The sequence below is a fragment of the Paenibacillus sabinae T27 genome, assembly GCF_000612505.1.
GTDB lineage: Bacteria > Bacillota > Bacilli > Paenibacillales > Paenibacillaceae > Paenibacillus_AQ > Paenibacillus_AQ sabinae.
This window is the reverse complement of sequence record NZ_CP004078.1, coordinates 4643431-4660000: the sequence shown is the minus strand read 5'-3', so window position 1 is coordinate 4660000 and position 16570 is coordinate 4643431. Positions and strand designations below refer to the sequence as shown.

Annotated in this window: 14 protein-coding genes and 1 pseudogene (1 of these 15 cut by a window edge); 12 read left to right on the top strand and 3 right to left on the bottom strand. The window is 48.8% G+C overall.

What is annotated here, in order from left to right:
* Positions 1-223 carry the 5' portion of an ImmA/IrrE family metallo-endopeptidase gene (locus PSAB_RS21495; RefSeq protein WP_025336636.1) on the bottom strand. 191 nt of this gene lie to the left of the window's left edge, so the window shows 223 of its 414 coding nt (coding positions 1-223); it begins with the start codon at positions 221-223; its stop codon lies off the left edge, out of view.
* A gap of 36 nt (positions 224-259) precedes the next feature.
* Positions 260-700, bottom strand: coding sequence for a transcriptional regulator (locus tag PSAB_RS21490; RefSeq protein ID WP_025336635.1), 441 nt, complete (start codon positions 698-700; stop codon positions 260-262).
* Positions 701-1072: 372 nt separating this feature from the next.
* Here PSAB_RS21490 and PSAB_RS21485 point away from each other — a divergent pair, with 372 nt between their 5' ends.
* The 11 genes and pseudogenes from PSAB_RS21485 to PSAB_RS26605 all read left to right on the top strand — a co-directional run.
* Positions 1073-1351 carry a hypothetical protein gene (locus PSAB_RS21485; protein ID WP_025336634.1) on the top strand — a complete coding sequence of 93 codons (279 nt, stop codon included), beginning with the start codon at positions 1073-1075 and terminating at the stop codon, positions 1349-1351.
* 486 nt (positions 1352-1837) lie between these two features.
* A complete protein-coding gene (gene ppc / locus PSAB_RS21480; RefSeq protein WP_025336633.1) occupies positions 1838-4630 on the top strand; it encodes a phosphoenolpyruvate carboxylase in 2793 nt (930 codons plus the stop codon).
* Positions 4631-4842: 212 nt separating this feature from the next.
* Positions 4843-5409, top strand: coding sequence for an RNA polymerase sigma factor SigW (gene sigW / locus PSAB_RS21475; protein ID WP_025336632.1), 567 nt, complete (start codon positions 4843-4845; stop codon positions 5407-5409).
* Positions 5410-5523: 114 nt separating this feature from the next.
* A complete protein-coding gene (locus tag PSAB_RS21470) occupies positions 5524-6138 on the top strand; it encodes a zf-HC2 domain-containing protein (protein ID WP_025336631.1) in 615 nt (204 codons plus the stop codon).
* 309 nt (positions 6139-6447) lie between these two features.
* Positions 6448-7278: a diadenylate cyclase CdaA gene (gene cdaA / locus PSAB_RS21465; protein ID WP_025336630.1), complete on the top strand. Its 831-nt coding sequence runs from the start codon at positions 6448-6450 to the stop codon at positions 7276-7278.
* The gene (locus PSAB_RS21460) at positions 7271-8698 is read left to right on the top strand and encodes a CdaR family protein (RefSeq protein WP_025336629.1); all 1428 of its coding nucleotides are present in this window, start codon (positions 7271-7273) and stop codon (positions 8696-8698) included. The genes cdaA and PSAB_RS21460 overlap by 8 nt, the downstream gene beginning before the upstream one ends.
* A 126-nt stretch (positions 8699-8824) precedes the next feature.
* Positions 8825-10165, top strand: coding sequence for a phosphoglucosamine mutase (glmM, locus tag PSAB_RS21455; protein WP_025336628.1), 1341 nt, complete (start codon positions 8825-8827; stop codon positions 10163-10165).
* A gap of 284 nt (positions 10166-10449) precedes the next feature.
* Entirely contained in the window at positions 10450-10638 is a 189-nt protein-coding gene (locus PSAB_RS21450; protein WP_025336627.1) for a hypothetical protein, read from the top strand.
* Between the two features lie 130 nt (positions 10639-10768).
* Entirely contained in the window at positions 10769-12601 is a 1833-nt protein-coding gene (gene glmS / locus PSAB_RS21445) for a glutamine--fructose-6-phosphate transaminase (isomerizing) (RefSeq protein WP_025336626.1), read from the top strand.
* A gap of 673 nt (positions 12602-13274) precedes the next feature.
* A complete protein-coding gene (locus tag PSAB_RS26260) occupies positions 13275-13403 on the top strand; it encodes a DUF6254 family protein (protein ID WP_226991735.1) in 129 nt (42 codons plus the stop codon).
* A 501-nt stretch (positions 13404-13904) separates the two neighbouring features.
* Positions 13905-14025: pseudogene (locus PSAB_RS26605) on the top strand (EamA family transporter); the annotation flags it as partial.
* Here the strand turns inward: PSAB_RS26605 and PSAB_RS21440 are convergent.
* Complete coding sequence (locus PSAB_RS21440) at positions 14019-15446, bottom strand: MFS transporter (protein WP_025336624.1); 1428 nt, start codon at positions 15444-15446, stop codon at positions 14019-14021. The pseudogene PSAB_RS26605 and the gene PSAB_RS21440 sit on opposite strands and share 7 nt — an antisense overlap.
* Before the next feature lie 149 nt (positions 15447-15595).
* Here PSAB_RS21440 and PSAB_RS21435 point away from each other — a divergent pair, with 149 nt between their 5' ends.
* Positions 15596-16564, top strand: a complete 969-nt coding sequence (locus PSAB_RS21435; RefSeq protein ID WP_025336623.1) for an AraC family transcriptional regulator — start codon at positions 15596-15598, stop codon at positions 16562-16564.
* Positions 16565-16570 lie beyond the last annotated feature (6 nt).

Sequence of the window (16570 nt, the reverse complement as noted above, 5' to 3'; positions counted from 1 at the left end):
GCAGCCGGTCATGTCCTAATTCATGCGCGCAAACAAATCGCTGCCATTCCAAAGACAGCTCATTATGAATGACGATGAACCTTCTACGCAGCTTGCGGTAATATAACCCCTTGGTCCCCCTGCCGAGGTTCATAAATCGGACATGGATACCTAGAGCCCGGCATAGCTCAAACGGACAGTTAGTTTTATATTTTTTAATTAGTTGATGGACCAGTTCATCCATTTTCTTCACCTGCAGCATAGGTATTGGTTAAGGGCATTAATCATCCGATTTGTCTGGTTTGGAGGTTGGCTTTCGTTTGTTCATCTGCTTGGCTTCCCAGAACAAGCCTGTCAGCACGTCTTTTATCCGTTGTCTGTCTTCTTTGTTAAGCGGAATCCCGTCAAACATCAGCTCTCCGTCATCTTCCAGCATCTTTTTGAAATCGCGTTTGTCCTTACTGGTCGCCCATTCGGGTATTCCTTCAGCCATCTGCTCATACTCCTGTAAGTATCCTGCACGCTCCATAAGCTCCTCATAGGAGGCATTCATGGCTTCTGCCAGTCTGCGCAAGGTTGCCGGCTTGGGTACGCCGCGTAGACCGTTCTCGATGCGTGAGATCTGTGAACCACTGATTCCGGCGGCCACAGCCAGTTGGCTAAGGGTGAGACCTTTTCTCTCGCGCAGCCGTTTCATATATAATCCAAAATCTTGTTCCATCTCGAACACTCCTTATTTTGCAAATACCGTTAATATGACTATAAATCAATTTTGACAAAAGGTAAATATATCATCAATAAATTGCCAAAAGGTAAGAGAATGAAGATAACCGGGCGTTATTGGATAATAACAGGTGGAAAATGGCTGAAAATCAGATTTTACGAAAAGGAAGATTAAGGAGTATATTATATAAAAAATACGAACGATATACGAACAGTATCCATTTTATCACATTAATGATCATCACTGAATGAGTTTTTTGAACCACACCAAATAAAGGAGGGATAATAAAGAAATTGATTTTAAATTGAACTGGATTGGCTAAAACCCTATTTGACGGCGATTTCACGTTCTAATGAAAGGGATGAGAAAATGAGACAGGACGACATTGCACAGTTGGAAAAGCTGCTGCCGCTTGCGGACAAATACGGGCTTGCATATATTGTGGCGTTGATATTGATGATTGTAGTTATTGTGCTGCTTCGAGCAATCGCAAAAGGGAATTTGGTGCCGCGCGAGCTGCTGGATAAGGCTGAGGAGGATCGTGACCGCCTGCAGGCGATTCTGGATAAAGAGCGCTCAGAATTCATGCAGCCGACGCTGGAGGTGCTAAAGAAATGGAAAAACGAACAAACTAAAGACGAGGATTAAGGCCGCCAAACTTCACCGGCTGGGTATCTATTTCAGCTCTGACATGGGGATAATAAGAGGGAAATCCAGGCATTGGACAAGCCCTGAGCTGCGAACCAAAAACACTCGATGAGCCGCAACGCAGGCATATTCGCCATCATTGAACGTCCGATAAGTAAAAATTTCGGATATTTAGCAAGGAATTTATTGGTTTTCATACGTATTTTAATTCTTCTCAGGTACAAACATTGCCGAAATGTAAGCCCTATCTTTTGCATTTCATATGTATTTTAGAACGATACCAGCTATTTTCTCGATAATTTAATAAAAATGTGAAAAAATATACCTGAATAAATAATCATTTTGATGTATAATCTTAAAAGACTCTGGTGCTTCACCGTGAAAGAAGTTGAAGATTTTCGATCCGTTTTATTGTATGATATGAGGAAAGCTTGAAACATGACTTGTGATGAGACATTGATACGGAAGAAGGATGGGGGGAACAGCATGACCGAACTTACGACTACCGCAGGCAAAGTCAACTCCAATAACCTGCTGCGGCGAGACGTACGGTTCCTGGGAAACATTTTGGGCGAAGTCTTGGTACATCAAGGCGGCAATGAACTGCTGGAGATCGTGGAGAAGATTCGTGAGACCAGTAAATCGTTGCGCTCTGTGTTTTTGCCTGAACTGCACAGCGAATTTAAGGAATTAATCAATTCCCTGGACCCGGAAAACCGGCATCAGGTAATCCGGGCATTCGCCATCTATTTTCAATTGGTGAATATCGCCGAACAAAATCATCGGATTCGCCGGAAAAGAGACTATGAGCGCTCTGCGGGTGAAACCGTTCAGCCTGGTTCTATAGAAAGCGCAATTCAGGAACTGCGGGAACGGGATTTTTCTCCTAAGGAAGTCTGGGAGATTATTAATGGCCTGTCGCTGGAGCTGGTCATGACCGCCCACCCGACGGAAGCAATGCGCCGTGCCATTCTCGATATCCACAAGCGGATCTCAGACGATGTAACGGGACTGGACAATCCGACCTTGACATTCCGGGAACGCGAGCAGCTGCGCGAGAAGCTCCTAAACGAGGTTATCACCTTGTGGCAGACCGACGAACTGCGTGACCGTAAGCCTACGGTGCTTGATGAAGTGCGTAACGGAATGTATTACTTTCATGAGACGATTTTTCATGTGCTGCCGGATGTCTATCAGGAGCTTGAGCGCTGTCTGAGCAAGTATTATCCTGGACAGAATTGGCATGTACCGACTTACCTGCGGTTCGGTTCATGGATCGGCGGCGACCGGGACGGCAACCCTTCGGTTACGGCTTCGGTTACCATTCAGACGCTGCGTATTCAGCGCATTATGGCTATACGGGAATACCAGCAGATCATGCGCCAGCTGATCCAGTATTTGAGCTTTAGCACCAGCATCGTGAATGTCACGCCGGAGCTGCTGGAATCGATTGAGAAAGACCGGGCGGTTGTTCAACTGGAGCGCAGCGATGCATGGCGCAACGATAACGAGCCTTACCGGATCAAACTGAGCTACATGATTACGAAGACGCAGAACGTGCTGGACGACAAGAAAAAAGGTACGCTTGAGCGCTATTCTTCCCCGGAAGAGCTGATTAACGATTTGAACGTTATCGACCGCAGTCTGCGGCATCACTATGCCGATTACGTGGCCGACACTTATATTAAAAAATTGATCCGCCAGGTAGAGTTGTTTGGCTTCCATACGGCGACACTCGATATCCGTCAGCACAGCCAGGAGCATGAGAAGGCAATGACGGAGATTTTGGCCAAAATGGATATCACGCCGGATTACTCCAAGCTGACGGAGAGTGAAAAGATCGAGCTTCTGGAGAAGCTGCTTAACGATCCGCGGCCGCTGACCTCTCCTTATCAGGAGTACAGCGAATCGACGGAAGAATGTCTGGAAGTGTACCGGACCGTTCACGCGGCTCAGGCCGAGTACGGCAAGCAGTGTATCACAAGCTACCTGATCAGTATGGCGGAAGCGGCGAGCGATATTCTGGAGGTTATGGTCTTCGCCAAGGAAGTGGGCTTGTTCCGCCGGGACAAAGACGGCACTGTTGTCTGTACACTGCAGGCGGTTCCGCTGTTCGAAACGATCGATGATCTTCACGCTGCGCCGGAAATCATGCGCACGATCTTCAATCTGCCGATCTATCGCCAGGCGGTAGAGGCCATGAGCAACCTGCAGGAGATCATGCTTGGTTATTCCGACAGCAATAAGGACGGCGGCGTTGTGACCGCCAACTGGGAACTGCGCGTAGCGCTGAAGGAGCTTACGGCCATGGCCGACTCGTACGATGTGAAGCTGAAGTTCTTCCACGGCCGGGGCGGAGCGCTTGGCCGGGGCGGAATGCCGCTGAACCGCAGTATTCTGGCTCAGCCGGCTTCCACCATCGGTGGCGGGATCAAGATCACCGAGCAGGGCGAGGTCATTTCCTCTCGCTATAAGATGAAAGGAATCGCCTACCGCAGTCTGGAGCAGGCGACGTCGGCCCTTGTCATCGCGGCCATTAACGCGAGAACCCCGCACAGTGATCTGTATGAGAATAAATGGGAAGATATTTGCAGAGAAATTTCCGAGATATCGCTGACGAAGTATCAGGATCTGATCTTCCGCGATCCGGATTTCCTGAGCTTCTTTAAAGAGTCGACTCCGCTACCGGAAATCGGCGAGCTCAATATCGGCTCCCGCCCGTCCAAACGGAAGAACAGCGACCGGTTCGAGGATCTGCGCGCGATACCATGGGTATTTGCCTGGACCCAGAGCCGTTACCTGCTGCCTGCTTGGTATGCGGCAGGAACGGGGCTGCAAAGCTTCTATGATAACAAGGAAGAGAATCTTAAGATTCTTCAACATATGTACGAGCACTTCTCCTTCTTCACGAGCCTGGTTGATACGCTGCAAATGGCGCTTGCCAAAGCGGACCTGGTGATCGCCAAGGAATACTCGGAGATGAGCAAGAACGATGAAGCTCGCAAGCGGATTTACGGACAGATTGAGGAAGAATTCCGTTTGACCTCGGAGCTGATTTTGAAGATAACCGGCCAACAGGACATTTTGGACAATGTGCCGGTGATTCAAGAGTCGATCCGGCTGCGCAACCCGTACGTCGATCCGCTCAGCTACCTGCAAGTTCAGCTCTTAACCGAGCTTAGAGCACTGCGGGAGACCGAGCAGGACGATCCGGACCTGCTGCGCGAAGTGCTCCTTACGATCAACGGAATTGCCGCCGGTCTTCGCAATACGGGCTGATACCGCGGCCATTCCCTGATTCGCCTTCGCTAGACACTGCAAGCCCGCCTTCTATCCAGTGGAAGGCGGGCTTTTTGGCGTTTGCCTAAACTTGGAAAACGCCGGAACAACCCTTGATTTTTACCCGTGGTTGAATTACGATTTAAATACTTGTACCGTGAATATGGGAGACTTCGACATACTAAGGGCGGCAAGTTTGGGGGAGTTAACTGGTGGAGAATTTGGAAGGCAGGTTGACAAAGCTTGCCCTGAAGGGCGATCAAAGAGCGTTTGCCGAGCTTGTCGAATTATATAAGGATAAAATCTTTCATCTGGGCTACCGGATGCTGAATAACCGCCATGAGGCGGAGGATATCGTTCAGGAAACATTTTTGCGAGTGTATCGGAACCTGGATCGCTACGATGATAATCAGAAATTCTCAACATGGATATACCGGATTGCGACCAACCTTTGCATCGACCGTCTGCGTAAACGCAGGCCGACCTACTCACTTGACGCCGAGCTTGGCGATCAGGAGGGGACTGATGGCTATTCCCTTATCCCGAGCGATAATGTGACTCCTGAAAGCGAGCTTATTCTTTCCGAAACGCAGAGAACGATTTATGAAGCGATAGACGAGCTGCCGGTCAAATACCGGTCCGTCATGATTCTGAGATATCTTCAGGACCTGTCGCTTCAGGAGATCAGCGAAGTGCTGAATATGCCGGTTACGACAATTAAGACCCGGGTACACCGAGGCCGGGAATTTTTGCGCAAAAAATTGGGCCCAAGATTATAAAGGAACATGCGATTTTTGTGAAACGTTTTATGAATCTGACGCGTATGAAAGTTAAGCAAGCCTTGCGACCCGATTTAAAGGGATATAAATAGCACTATGAAAGGATTGGCTCCTATGGAATGCAAACTGGCCGTCTCTATGATGCATGATTACCTGGACGACGACTTGCCCGAACAGCAGCAGCGGGACTTGAAGGAGCATCTTCTATCCTGTCCGGAATGCCGAGCACAATTTAAGGAACTGGAACAAACGGATATGCTGCTGTTTTCCCTTATGCACCAGAGCCCTGTAGCTTCGGATGAGCTTGTGGGACGCATTATGGGCGCGCTGCCGCCTTCCAAGAAAGAAAGAAGAGTTATTACCTGGATCAGAAGACATCCCGCTCTTACGGCGGCTTCGGTGTTTCTGCTCGTTATGCTGATGAGTTCCGTCACCTTCTTGAAACAGGACGGACAGCTAGTCGTCAAAGGCTCCGATCTCGATCAGGTGGTAATCCAGGGGAATACCGTCATCGTTCCTTCCGGCAAACGCGTCTCCGGTGATCTCACGGTTGAGAACGGCAAGACACAAGTGTACGGGGAAGTGAACGGGAATGTGACCGTCATCGACGGTTCGTTGTACCAGGCCTCGACCGCCCACATTTCAGGGCAAGTCAAAAGCATAGACCAGGCATTAAGCTGGATCTGGTATAAAGTCACCAATATGTTCTCCGATGTCGCTTATCGCTAATAAGGCGGCCGCTGAACATGATGAATTGCCGCGCCTCTTTTTCTCGAAAAAGACGGCGCTTTTTTGATCAGATGAAATCTTGGTTCCAGGCAATCAGCGTACGAGAAACGGATGCCTCCTTCTTAATGGAGGACGGCGCAGCCGTTTCTTCTTGTGTTTTGGACTGGCACTGATAAATTGCGGTTTTTTTAGGCGCATTAAGCACAAACTTGCAACATGGTCGTGAACGTTATAACCTAGATATGTTACACAATTAACAGATAATTTACATAAACCCAGCTAATATGAACTTACGGGGGTTTTTATGCAATGAGTTATTTTACGGACCTTACCTGGAAAGAGTCTATCAAGGATATCATTGATATTCTGATTGTTAGTTATATTATTTATAAAGTGCTCAACATGGTCCGCGGAACCCGTGCAATTCAGCTTTTGAAGGGGATTCTGGTACTGATAGTCATCTGGGCGTTCAGCACGCTGTTTGATCTATATACACTGAAATGGCTCATGAATCAAATGTTTACCTTCGGGGTGCTGGCCGTGTTTATTATCTTTCAGCCGGAGCTGCGGCGCGGTCTGGAACAGCTCGGAAGGGGAAAGTTCTTTGGCAGGACGGCGGAGAACGATGAGGAGGTCAGTAAGTTAATCGGCGAAATTATTAAAGCCGTAAATTATTTAGCACGCAGAAAAATCGGGGCATTAATCGTATTCGAACGGGCTACCGGCCTTAACGAATATAAGGAATCCGGCATTCCGATGAATTCCATGGTGAGCTCCGAGCTGCTTATTAATATTTTCATACCGAATACCCCTTTGCATGACGGAGCGCTCATTATGCAGGGGAACCAAATCGCGGCGGCGGCCTGCTACCTTCCGTTGTCGGAGAATCCTTTTATTAGCAAGGAATTGGGTACCCGGCACAGGGCGGGGATCGGGATTAGCGAAGTAACGGACGCGGTGTCTGTGATCGTCTCGGAGGAGACAGGCCAGATTTCGCTTGCCATCAACGGCCAGGTAGTCAGGGATATCAATGAAGAGTCGCTGATCTCCAAGCTCTATGAAGAGCTGAGGAACCATTCGCCTTTGACGGAAAAGCGAAACGCCTTCTGGAAATGGAGGGGGGGCGGCTCCAATGGATAAGTGGATGAACAACAATAATTTTAACAAGGTGCTTGCGCTGGCTTTAAGTATTATTTTGTGGGCGATGGTGCATACCGATACCACGTCTACCCCGCAGACAACCTCCCGGCTCGAAACCAAGATCATCGAGAATGTCCCGATTCAGGTCACCGGGCTGGATAAAGACAAGTATGTCCTTTCCAGAGATGTGGACAGCGTGAGAATGGAAGTAATGGGCAAGAGCACTGATCTGACTTATGTATTCTCCGACGCCTATAAGGTAACGCTTGATTTAAGCCAGGCGAAGCCGGGAACGAGTGAAATCGCCTTGAAATATTCGGTTCCCCGCGGAGTACAGCTGATATCAATTACACCCGATAAAGTGCATGTACGCATCGAGCAGCGGAATACCAAATCTTTTCCTGTAACGGTTGCAACCAAAGGAGCGCCTGGGGACGGTTACCAGGTGGGAACGCCGGTTGTGGAACCCTCAACAGCCAAAGTCACGCTGACCGCAAGCGAGCTGGATAAAGTGGCGAAAGTGCAGGGGATTATTGAACTGGATGGGGAAAAAGCGACGGTCACGGAGAAAAGAATGAAGCTCTACGCCTACGATAAGAGCGGCAACGAGCTGAAAGACGCTGTGATCGAGCCGGAGGCGGTGTCCGTCGACCTGCCGATTACGCTTCCCTTCAAGAGCGTGCCGCTGAGCATCGGATATACGGGCCGTCTGCCGGACTCGCTTGTGCTTTCAAAAGTAACTTCGGATGTGGACAGTGTTATACTATATGGGCAGGAAGCGGCGCTGGCTTCGGTCACCTCCTATGAGGCTACGATCGATCTGAGCTCCATAAGCTCTGCAGGAACGTCCACCCTCAAATTGGACCTGAAGCCGCCGGAGGGAACCGAAAGCACAGAACCGAAATCCGTCAATGTTACAGTAACAGCCTCCGAGGCCGGCGAGCGTACAATCTCGGGTATTCCTGTAACACTCGAAGGGATTGGCAGGGGAATGACCGCTTCGGTTACAAGTCCTTCAGGGAGTTCTGTCTCGCTGACGCTATATGGGGCAAGCTCGCTGCTGAATCAGTTGGACAAGGGGAATATCAAAGCCGTTGCCGATTTAAGCGGATTGAGCGCAGGGAACCACGTGGTGCCGTTGCAAATCGCGCTCCCTCGCTTTGTAGAGCTGAGTAGTGGTCAAAGACCGTCAGTAACGGTTCAGCTCCATAATCCAGCTTCCTCCGCCTCTCCATCGGCCACGCCGGTGAACGGGTCCGTGGCAACGCCAGAGCCAAGCTCTGAACCCACATCCGGCAGCGGAACTGTTGAAGAGCCGTCGCCGGGCGCAGTAAATGGCAACCCGAGCCCTACGCCGCAGGCAGCTTCTCCCGAAAGCGGTAATGTCGGGGAAGCGGGAAATATTCCGCCAGTGCAGTAATAGCTGTACTTGCCTATAAATGGATGGGTTAACCCATTGTTTCAAGGGTTTACAGAACACTGAGTATTCTGAAATCATATATTATCAATATTAAGCTGATGCAGCATAACAAAAAGGAGAACAGACATGGGAAAGTATTTTGGAACCGACGGTGTGCGTGGAGTCGCCAACCGTGAATTGACGGCGGAGATGGCGTACAGCATCGGTCGCTGCGGAGGATATGTGCTTACCGCCAACGTGGAGAAGCCTAAGGTGGTTATCGGGATGGATACCCGGATTTCCGGCCCTCTGCTTGAATCGGCGCTCGTAGCCGGTATGTTATCGATTGGCGCGGAAGTTATCCGCCTTGGCGTTGTAACAACGCCTGCGGTCGCATATATTACCCGTTTATTAAAAGCGGATGCGGGCGTTATGATTTCAGCGTCCCACAATCCGGTGCAAGATAACGGCATTAAGTTTTTCGGAGGAGACGGCTTTAAGCTGTCGGATGAAACCGAACTGCGCATTGAGGAATTGATGGATGCCGAGAACGATGAGCTTCCGCGGCCCATCGGTTCGGGTCTCGGTACCGTGAGAGAAGACTTTTCTTCCAAATATCTCTATTTGGATTATTTAAAGACCACCATTTCGAACAGCTTCAAGGGACTGAAGGTTGTACTGGACTGCGCGCACGGCGCGGCTTACGAGTTGGCTCCCCGTCTGTTCAGAGAGCTTGGGGCTGAAGTGACTGAAATTGGGGCAGAGCCGAACGGTCTGAACATTAATGACGGCTACGGCTCCACCCACCCTGAGAAGCTGAAGGACGAAGTGCTGCGGCTTGGCGCGGATTTGGGACTTGCCTTCGATGGCGACGCCGACCGCCTGATTGCCATCGACGACAAGGGTGAAGAAGTGGACGGCGACTATATCCTCTGCATTTGCGGTGATGCCATGAATCGCGCAGGCAAGCTGAAGGATGGAACGGTTGTCTCGACGGTAATGAGCAACATCGGCTTTTACAAGGCTGCCGAGAAATTGTCTCTTAACACGGCGAAGACGGCAGTGGGCGACCGCTATGTTATGGAGGAAATGCGCAGCAACGGTTATAATCTGGGAGGCGAGCAGTCGGGCCATGTTATTTTCCTGGATTACAACACGACCGGCGACGGCATTTTGACCGCCATTCAGCTGGCGGATACGCTGCTCTCTTCCGGCAAGAAGCTCAGCGAACAGAAATCGATCATGACCAAATACCCGCAGGTGCTGGTTAATGTGCGTGTTCAGGATAAGAGCAACTATCCGAACAATTCTGCGATTGAGGCAGCTATTACAGAAGTTGAAGGCAAGCTCGGCAGCAATGGGCGGGTTCTTGTTCGCCCTTCGGGTACCGAGCCGCTGATTCGTGTAATGGCCGAGGGTCCGGTGAAGGAAGATTTGGACCAATTCGTTGGACGGATTGTCGAGGTTGTTCAGCGTGAGCTTGTATAAAAGCGTCCCTGTTTTTTTATGATTTCCAGCATCACCTATCCGGCTTTGCGGCATCAATAGTAGAGCAAGGCCGGATTTTTTAATTCATTTGCAAAAGCGCGGTGACGTGCATATAATAGACTATGTTCATTATTCGAGAAGGAAAGCGGGGATCGTGAGGTTAACCACTTAAGCGCCAGAGCTTGAACCTGCGCGGGGGAGAAGGAGCAGCAATTAAGCCATGTTGGAGGCTGTGCTGATCCGGATCACGGCAAACTCAAGCTGACGAGGTGGAGGTGTTCGAAATGTTCGGCGGGGACCTCCCGGTGAAGCGCCAGAGCCGTAAATGGAAACGGAAAACGAACAGGGCAACCGTTCAGACAACGTTTTTGTGGGCGCAATCAAAAGAGAACTTATTAATGGGTATGCATACAAAGGGAACGGAAGCGAATCTGCTCGCGGCAGAGGAGAAGACTGTGCATTTCCAGATTTAAGTTGAAGTGACAGGTTATTTTGTTGAGTAATTTGACAACAGAATATTTGCTTATTCTCAAGCATGCCGCACGGCACGTTTCTTTCCTCATGCTGCCTACATTATAATCCAATGGACGGAGGAAATTATTTATGTGTGGTATCGTGGGATATATCGGCAATCAGAATTCTCAGGGAATCTTGGTAGAGGGCTTGAAAAAGCTGGAGTACCGCGGTTATGATTCGGCGGGTATTGCTGTGTTCACCAAGGATGGTCTGCAGATCGTGAAGTCGCTCGGCCGCTTAGCGAACCTGGAGTCCAAACTGGAACATTATCCGCTTGTCGGCAGCGCCGGCATCGGTCATACACGCTGGGCTACGCATGGCAAGCCATCGGATGCCAATTCCCATCCGCATACGGATGAAAGCCATAAATTCTCGGTTGTTCATAACGGCATTATCGAGAATTATCTTGAGCTGAAGGAAGAACTGATTGCCGAAGGATGCCATTTTTCTTCCGAAACCGATACTGAGGTGATTTCTCACCTGATCGCGCGCGAGTACGAAGGAGATATCGTCAAAGCTGTGCAAAAAGCGATTAAACTCATGCGCGGCGCGTTTGCGCTGGGTGTTCTGACTGAATACGAACCGGATAAACTGGTTGCCGTACGTCAGGCCAGCCCGCTCATTATCGGTCTTGGCGAAGGGGAAAACTTTATCGGCTCTGATATCCCGGCTCTGCTGGAATACACCCGTAACGTATATATTTTGAACGACGGCGAAATGGCCGTTCTGACAAGAGATTCTGTCGAATTAATGACCATTGAGGGTAATTTTATTTCTCGGGAAATGATTACTGTCGATTGGGATGCCGTAACCGCGGAAAAAGGCGGCTTTGAGCATTTCATGCTGAAAGAAATTCACGAGCAGCCTAAAGCTTACCGCGATACGATGCTCGGCCGCATGAATCCGGAAGGAACCAAAGTAATACTGCCGGAGCTGAAGCTCACCAACGAGCAAATCAAGAATATCAGAAATATTCAGATCGTTGCTTGCGGTACCGCGTATAACGCCGGTCTCGTCGGACGCAATCTGATCGAATCGCTGGTACGCATTCCTGTTGAGAACGACATCGCATCGGAATACCGCTACCGTTCGCCGATCGTAACGCCGGAGACGCTGGTTATTGTAGTCAGCCAATCGGGTGAAACGGCGGATACGCTGGCTGCACTGCGCGAAGGTCATGCCAATGGCGCACATGTACTCGCGATCACCAACGTCGTCGGTAGTTCCATTGCCCGCGAAGCGGATGATGTGCTCGTAACCTTGGCTGGACCGGAAATCGCGGTAGCATCGACTAAGGCTTACACTTCCCAAATTATCGCTTTTGCCTTGTTGGCCCTGTACATGGCTGAGGTTCGCGGTACGCAGACTGACGAAGAAATCGCTCATATTTTGGCGGCTATGCAGTCACTGCCGGAGCAGGTGGAATCCATTCTGGAGCAGAAGGATGCCGTTAAGGTATATGCTGAACAAATCGCCAAGCATGATCATTTGTTCTTCCTTGGCCGCGGAGTCGACTATGCCGTTGTCCAAGAAGGCTCGCTGAAGCTGAAAGAAATCTCCTACATTCATTCAGAAGCCTATGCGGCGGGTGAACTGAAGCACGGAACGCTGGCATTGATCGAGGAAGGCATTCCGGTTATCGCTGTGGCGACCCAGGAGTCCGTTCTGGAGAAAACCGTCAGCAACATCAAGGAAGTGAAAGCCCGCGGCGCAGACGTGCTGGCAATCACGCATGAAGAGCATGTCACCGACCTGCTGAAGTCCGTCGACCAGGCCTTTGCCATTCCGAAGACCCTGCCGATGCTGACCCCGGCCTTGTCCGTTGTGGTCCTCCAGCTGCTTGCTTACTACGCATCCCTGGCCCTCGGCCATGATGTTGATAAGCCAAGAAACCTGGCCAAGAGCGTGACGGTGGAGTAAGGGTATTAAAGGATAATTGAGCTTGATTCATTACAATAAAATGTTGTTCTTAACAATAAGTTTTGTTTAATAAAAAATTACAATAAAGATTTGTTCTATAACTAAAACCACAATTTTGACAGCATGAGCCGTCCTGCATTTTAAGGACGGCTTAATTTTTTAAATGGGGTAAAAATGAATTCAATTATAAGATTGATGACGCTCCAGAAGATGATAACTAATAATTATCAAACTGAAAATAACAAATAATAAAAGCTGCCTGATTGGCAGCTTTTATTATTTGAAATCCAAAGTTCTGGTTTCTCACACATACGAATAACGAGTTGAGTTTCAAAGTTGATAATTAATATACAGATTGAACGCAAGGTGGGTCTGCAAAAATAAAATGAATGACCCGAAAAGTCTGACAACAGATTGTTTGGAATCGGGCGAACCTTCCTAGTTTGGACCTCTTGGCGAAATACTTGGAAGACTGTATGGGGAGGAAAGGGGGTGAAAAGAAGGACAGTGATCACCCCAGCCATACCAAAACCCCCTATCTTATACAAAGAAATAATTGTGATAATCAATCCATTTCTGTTCACACAAATTAATTATAATGAATGAGAGGAACCCAGGAATGACAACATAAGGAAGTAGTATACATCTCAGTTTCCAGAGGAGGATATCTTTTATGGCTCACCAGAAGAGAAGGAACAAAGCTGCCTGGAAGTCACGAAAGCAAGAACAGCATCCCCATGGTAAAATCAAATCGCTCAAGGAATTGTCCAGCGAATATGAAGAGAAGCATACTACTTTATAAGGAAGAGAAAGACTGTCGGAGAAATTTGCCGGCAGTCTTTCTTGTTTAAATCATCTATATAAAATGATTTAATGAACTACTGAAATCCAAGAGAACGTTCGAATCGGGTATATAAAGAGTAAGACTACTGATAAGGACGTGAGTGAGATGACGACTTCAACAGCCGAAAGGAAAGCCGTAGAACAAGCCATGAAACAGACTTCCGACAAACGAATGCACGAGCGCTATTTGGCTGTACTTCTACGGTTGGAAGGCCGAACCATTGCCCAAATCCCGAAAACCTTGCACCTAGAGTTGGTTTCTGGAGGCATATCATACGGTTACTTCTGGATAAAATGAAATCAGAATCACCAAGATTTGCAGCAAAACAATTTATAGCTAATGGCTTAGCCCTTTGTTATCAAGGGGTGAAGCCATTAGTCGTTTTTGGGGATTATAACGGACAGTCCGCTATAGGCTGTTTTATGGAAACCGAAATGGAGGTGTTAATTTGTCTAAACTCGTGTGCCGAGTGATTATTCACAAATTGTGGTGACGACTTCGACTTATTCCATCTTGGTTGCCCTACTTGTGTTGACCTCTTTTTTTACTACGATTGCACGCAATTAACTTCTCTCAACTGGCTTCGTTCCCTTGGCATGAATCAGTTAATGCCTGTTCTCGCATGGGTTGGCTTGCCGGAAGGAAGCAGATCAGCGTCACAATAAGAGCAGACGTTATAAATAACACTGATCCCAATATGGAGCTCGATATAGCATGAGCGAAGTGTATCTTTGAAGGTTGATCCGTATGGATAGCTGCATCAAATACGGATATGAGAATAGCCAGTCCCAAAGAGGAACCGCTTTGATGCGCGACATTAATAAGACCCGAAGCTGCACCGGTATCTTGAGGGTCCACATCTGAGAGCCCCAAGGCGGTAAGCGGTTGGAAAACCATGCCGGCGCCAATGCCCATGATCGCTAAGAGGATGAACATTTGCGGGAAAAACTGGGCTTGTACGCCAACGATCCGGCTTATCCAGAGGGTACCCATGATGGCTAATAGCAAACCGGCCATTAGGACTTTCCTATTTCCAAAACGGTGCACTAACCCGGGCATCAAATACATCATCCCGAACTGGGCGCCTGTAAATGGCAGGAAGGCTAAACCTGCTTCCAGTGAGCTAAAACCGAGCACATTTTGCAAATACTGAGGGATAAAGAAGAAGAGTGAAAAATTCCCGCACACGATGAGGAACCTTCCAAGATAAGCCCCAGACCGTTGGCGGTTCGCAAACAATCGGAGCGGGATGATCGGCTCCGTCGCCCGAGCTTCAATAAGAACGAATGCCGCTAACAAAATAATCCCGGCTGCAAGCGAAATCCATGTTTCGGGTTTCCCCCAACCGCGCTCGGCAGCTTGAACAAAGCCGTATACCACCGCGGTCATGCCGATGACGGAGACAATCGCACCCCAAAAATCAAAACGTCCGGTTCTCGTACCTGTTTTCTGGATATACCTCTGTACCAAATACAGCAAAGCAATCCCAATGGGGACATTGATAAACATCCCGACACGCCAAGAGATAAAATCGGTGAAAAATCCACCAAGTAGGAGACCGATACTGCCGCCTCCAGCCGAAACCGCGCTGTATATCGCAATTGCTCTGGAACGTTCCTTGGCCTCGACAAAGCTTGCTGACAGTAATGCTAGCGCGGCAGGCGTTGCTAATGCGGCCGCAAAGCCTTGGAATGCACGGGAAACCAGCAAAAATTCGGCTGTCGGCGCCAAACCAGCAAGCATGGAGGCAAGCGAAAATAATCCAATGCCTATACCAAGCATTCTTCTACGCCCCAGAAGGTCACCTGCCCGGGCACCGAGCAACAAGAAACCGCCGAACGGCAAGATGTAGCCATTTTGGACCCAGGTCAAGCTGGTCGCCGTCATATGCAGCGAACGGCCGATTTGAGGGATTGCCGTTATCATAATGGAGGCGTCAAGCACAATAATCAGTTGACATGCAATAATAATGGTTAAAATCATCCTTTTTGACTGATACATAAGCATGTTCCTTTCCTTTTCATTTGTTTCGTGCTCCTGAACAATATTATGGATGGAATTGGAGGAGGGAAGTAGACCGTTACTGCATAAAACTTGCCTAAAGCTGCAAAATGATGTAGTTTGAAAAAGAAAGGGGGGGAATGGAATTCATGCCGGAACAAAGAGTGGATAACCAAGTTAACTTTGGAAAGAGTGTTTCTATTCATAAGAAAGCATTGGATCAGATCATTGCTATGGCGGATCGGATTACTCTGGCGGAGGGACGGACGTCAACGATAGTTCCGTTTCTTACGATTGTCAGGAGCAGTCGTGAAACGCCGAAAAGTCTGGGTGTGTTGACGCCTTCTTTTTGCCTGATCCTTCGAGGGACTAAGAAGCTTTACCTTGGTCAAGATATCTTCCATTACTCGGCGGGGGATTATTTGACGTCACTCATCGATATGCCGGCTGCCGCCCAAGTCATCGACGCTACGGAAGAATCGCCCTATATCGGTTTACGTGTCGATTTTACGACTCAAGAAATAGCTTCTGTGGTCATGGAGGCGGAAATCAGTACGGAGCCAAAGGAGAAAAGTCGGAGTGCCGGTGTCTTCATCGGAAAATCAGATGCCGCGCTGCTGGACATATTTTTCCGGTTGCTGAAGCTTGTTGATAAGCCTAAAGAAGTTCGATTTCTTTCCGAGTTGATTAAAAGGGAAATGATTTTTAACTTGCTGTCAGGAGATTTTGGACACTTATTTTTGCAAAAGGCGCTCTTTGATCAAAATGCGGAAGGAGTCGGAAAGGCCATTCATTGGATCAAAGAAAACTATGCACGCTCTTTCACCATTGAGGAACTCGCCAAATCCTGCAACATGAGTATCTCTGGGCTGCATCATAAATTCAAAGCCGTCACGACAATGGGGCCCTTGCAGTACCAGAAACAGCTTCGCCTTCTGGAAGCGAGGCGCCTCATGCTGAGTGGTCCGATGGGGGCAACGACAGCCGCTTTGACAGTAGGCTATGAAAGTCCGTCACAGTTCAATCGGGAGTATCGGAGGATCTTTGGTCTACCTCCTCTCCAGGATATGAAATCGTTGCGAAAAACTTCATATGCCGGGGGATTTGAGGATAGTTAAGTGGTG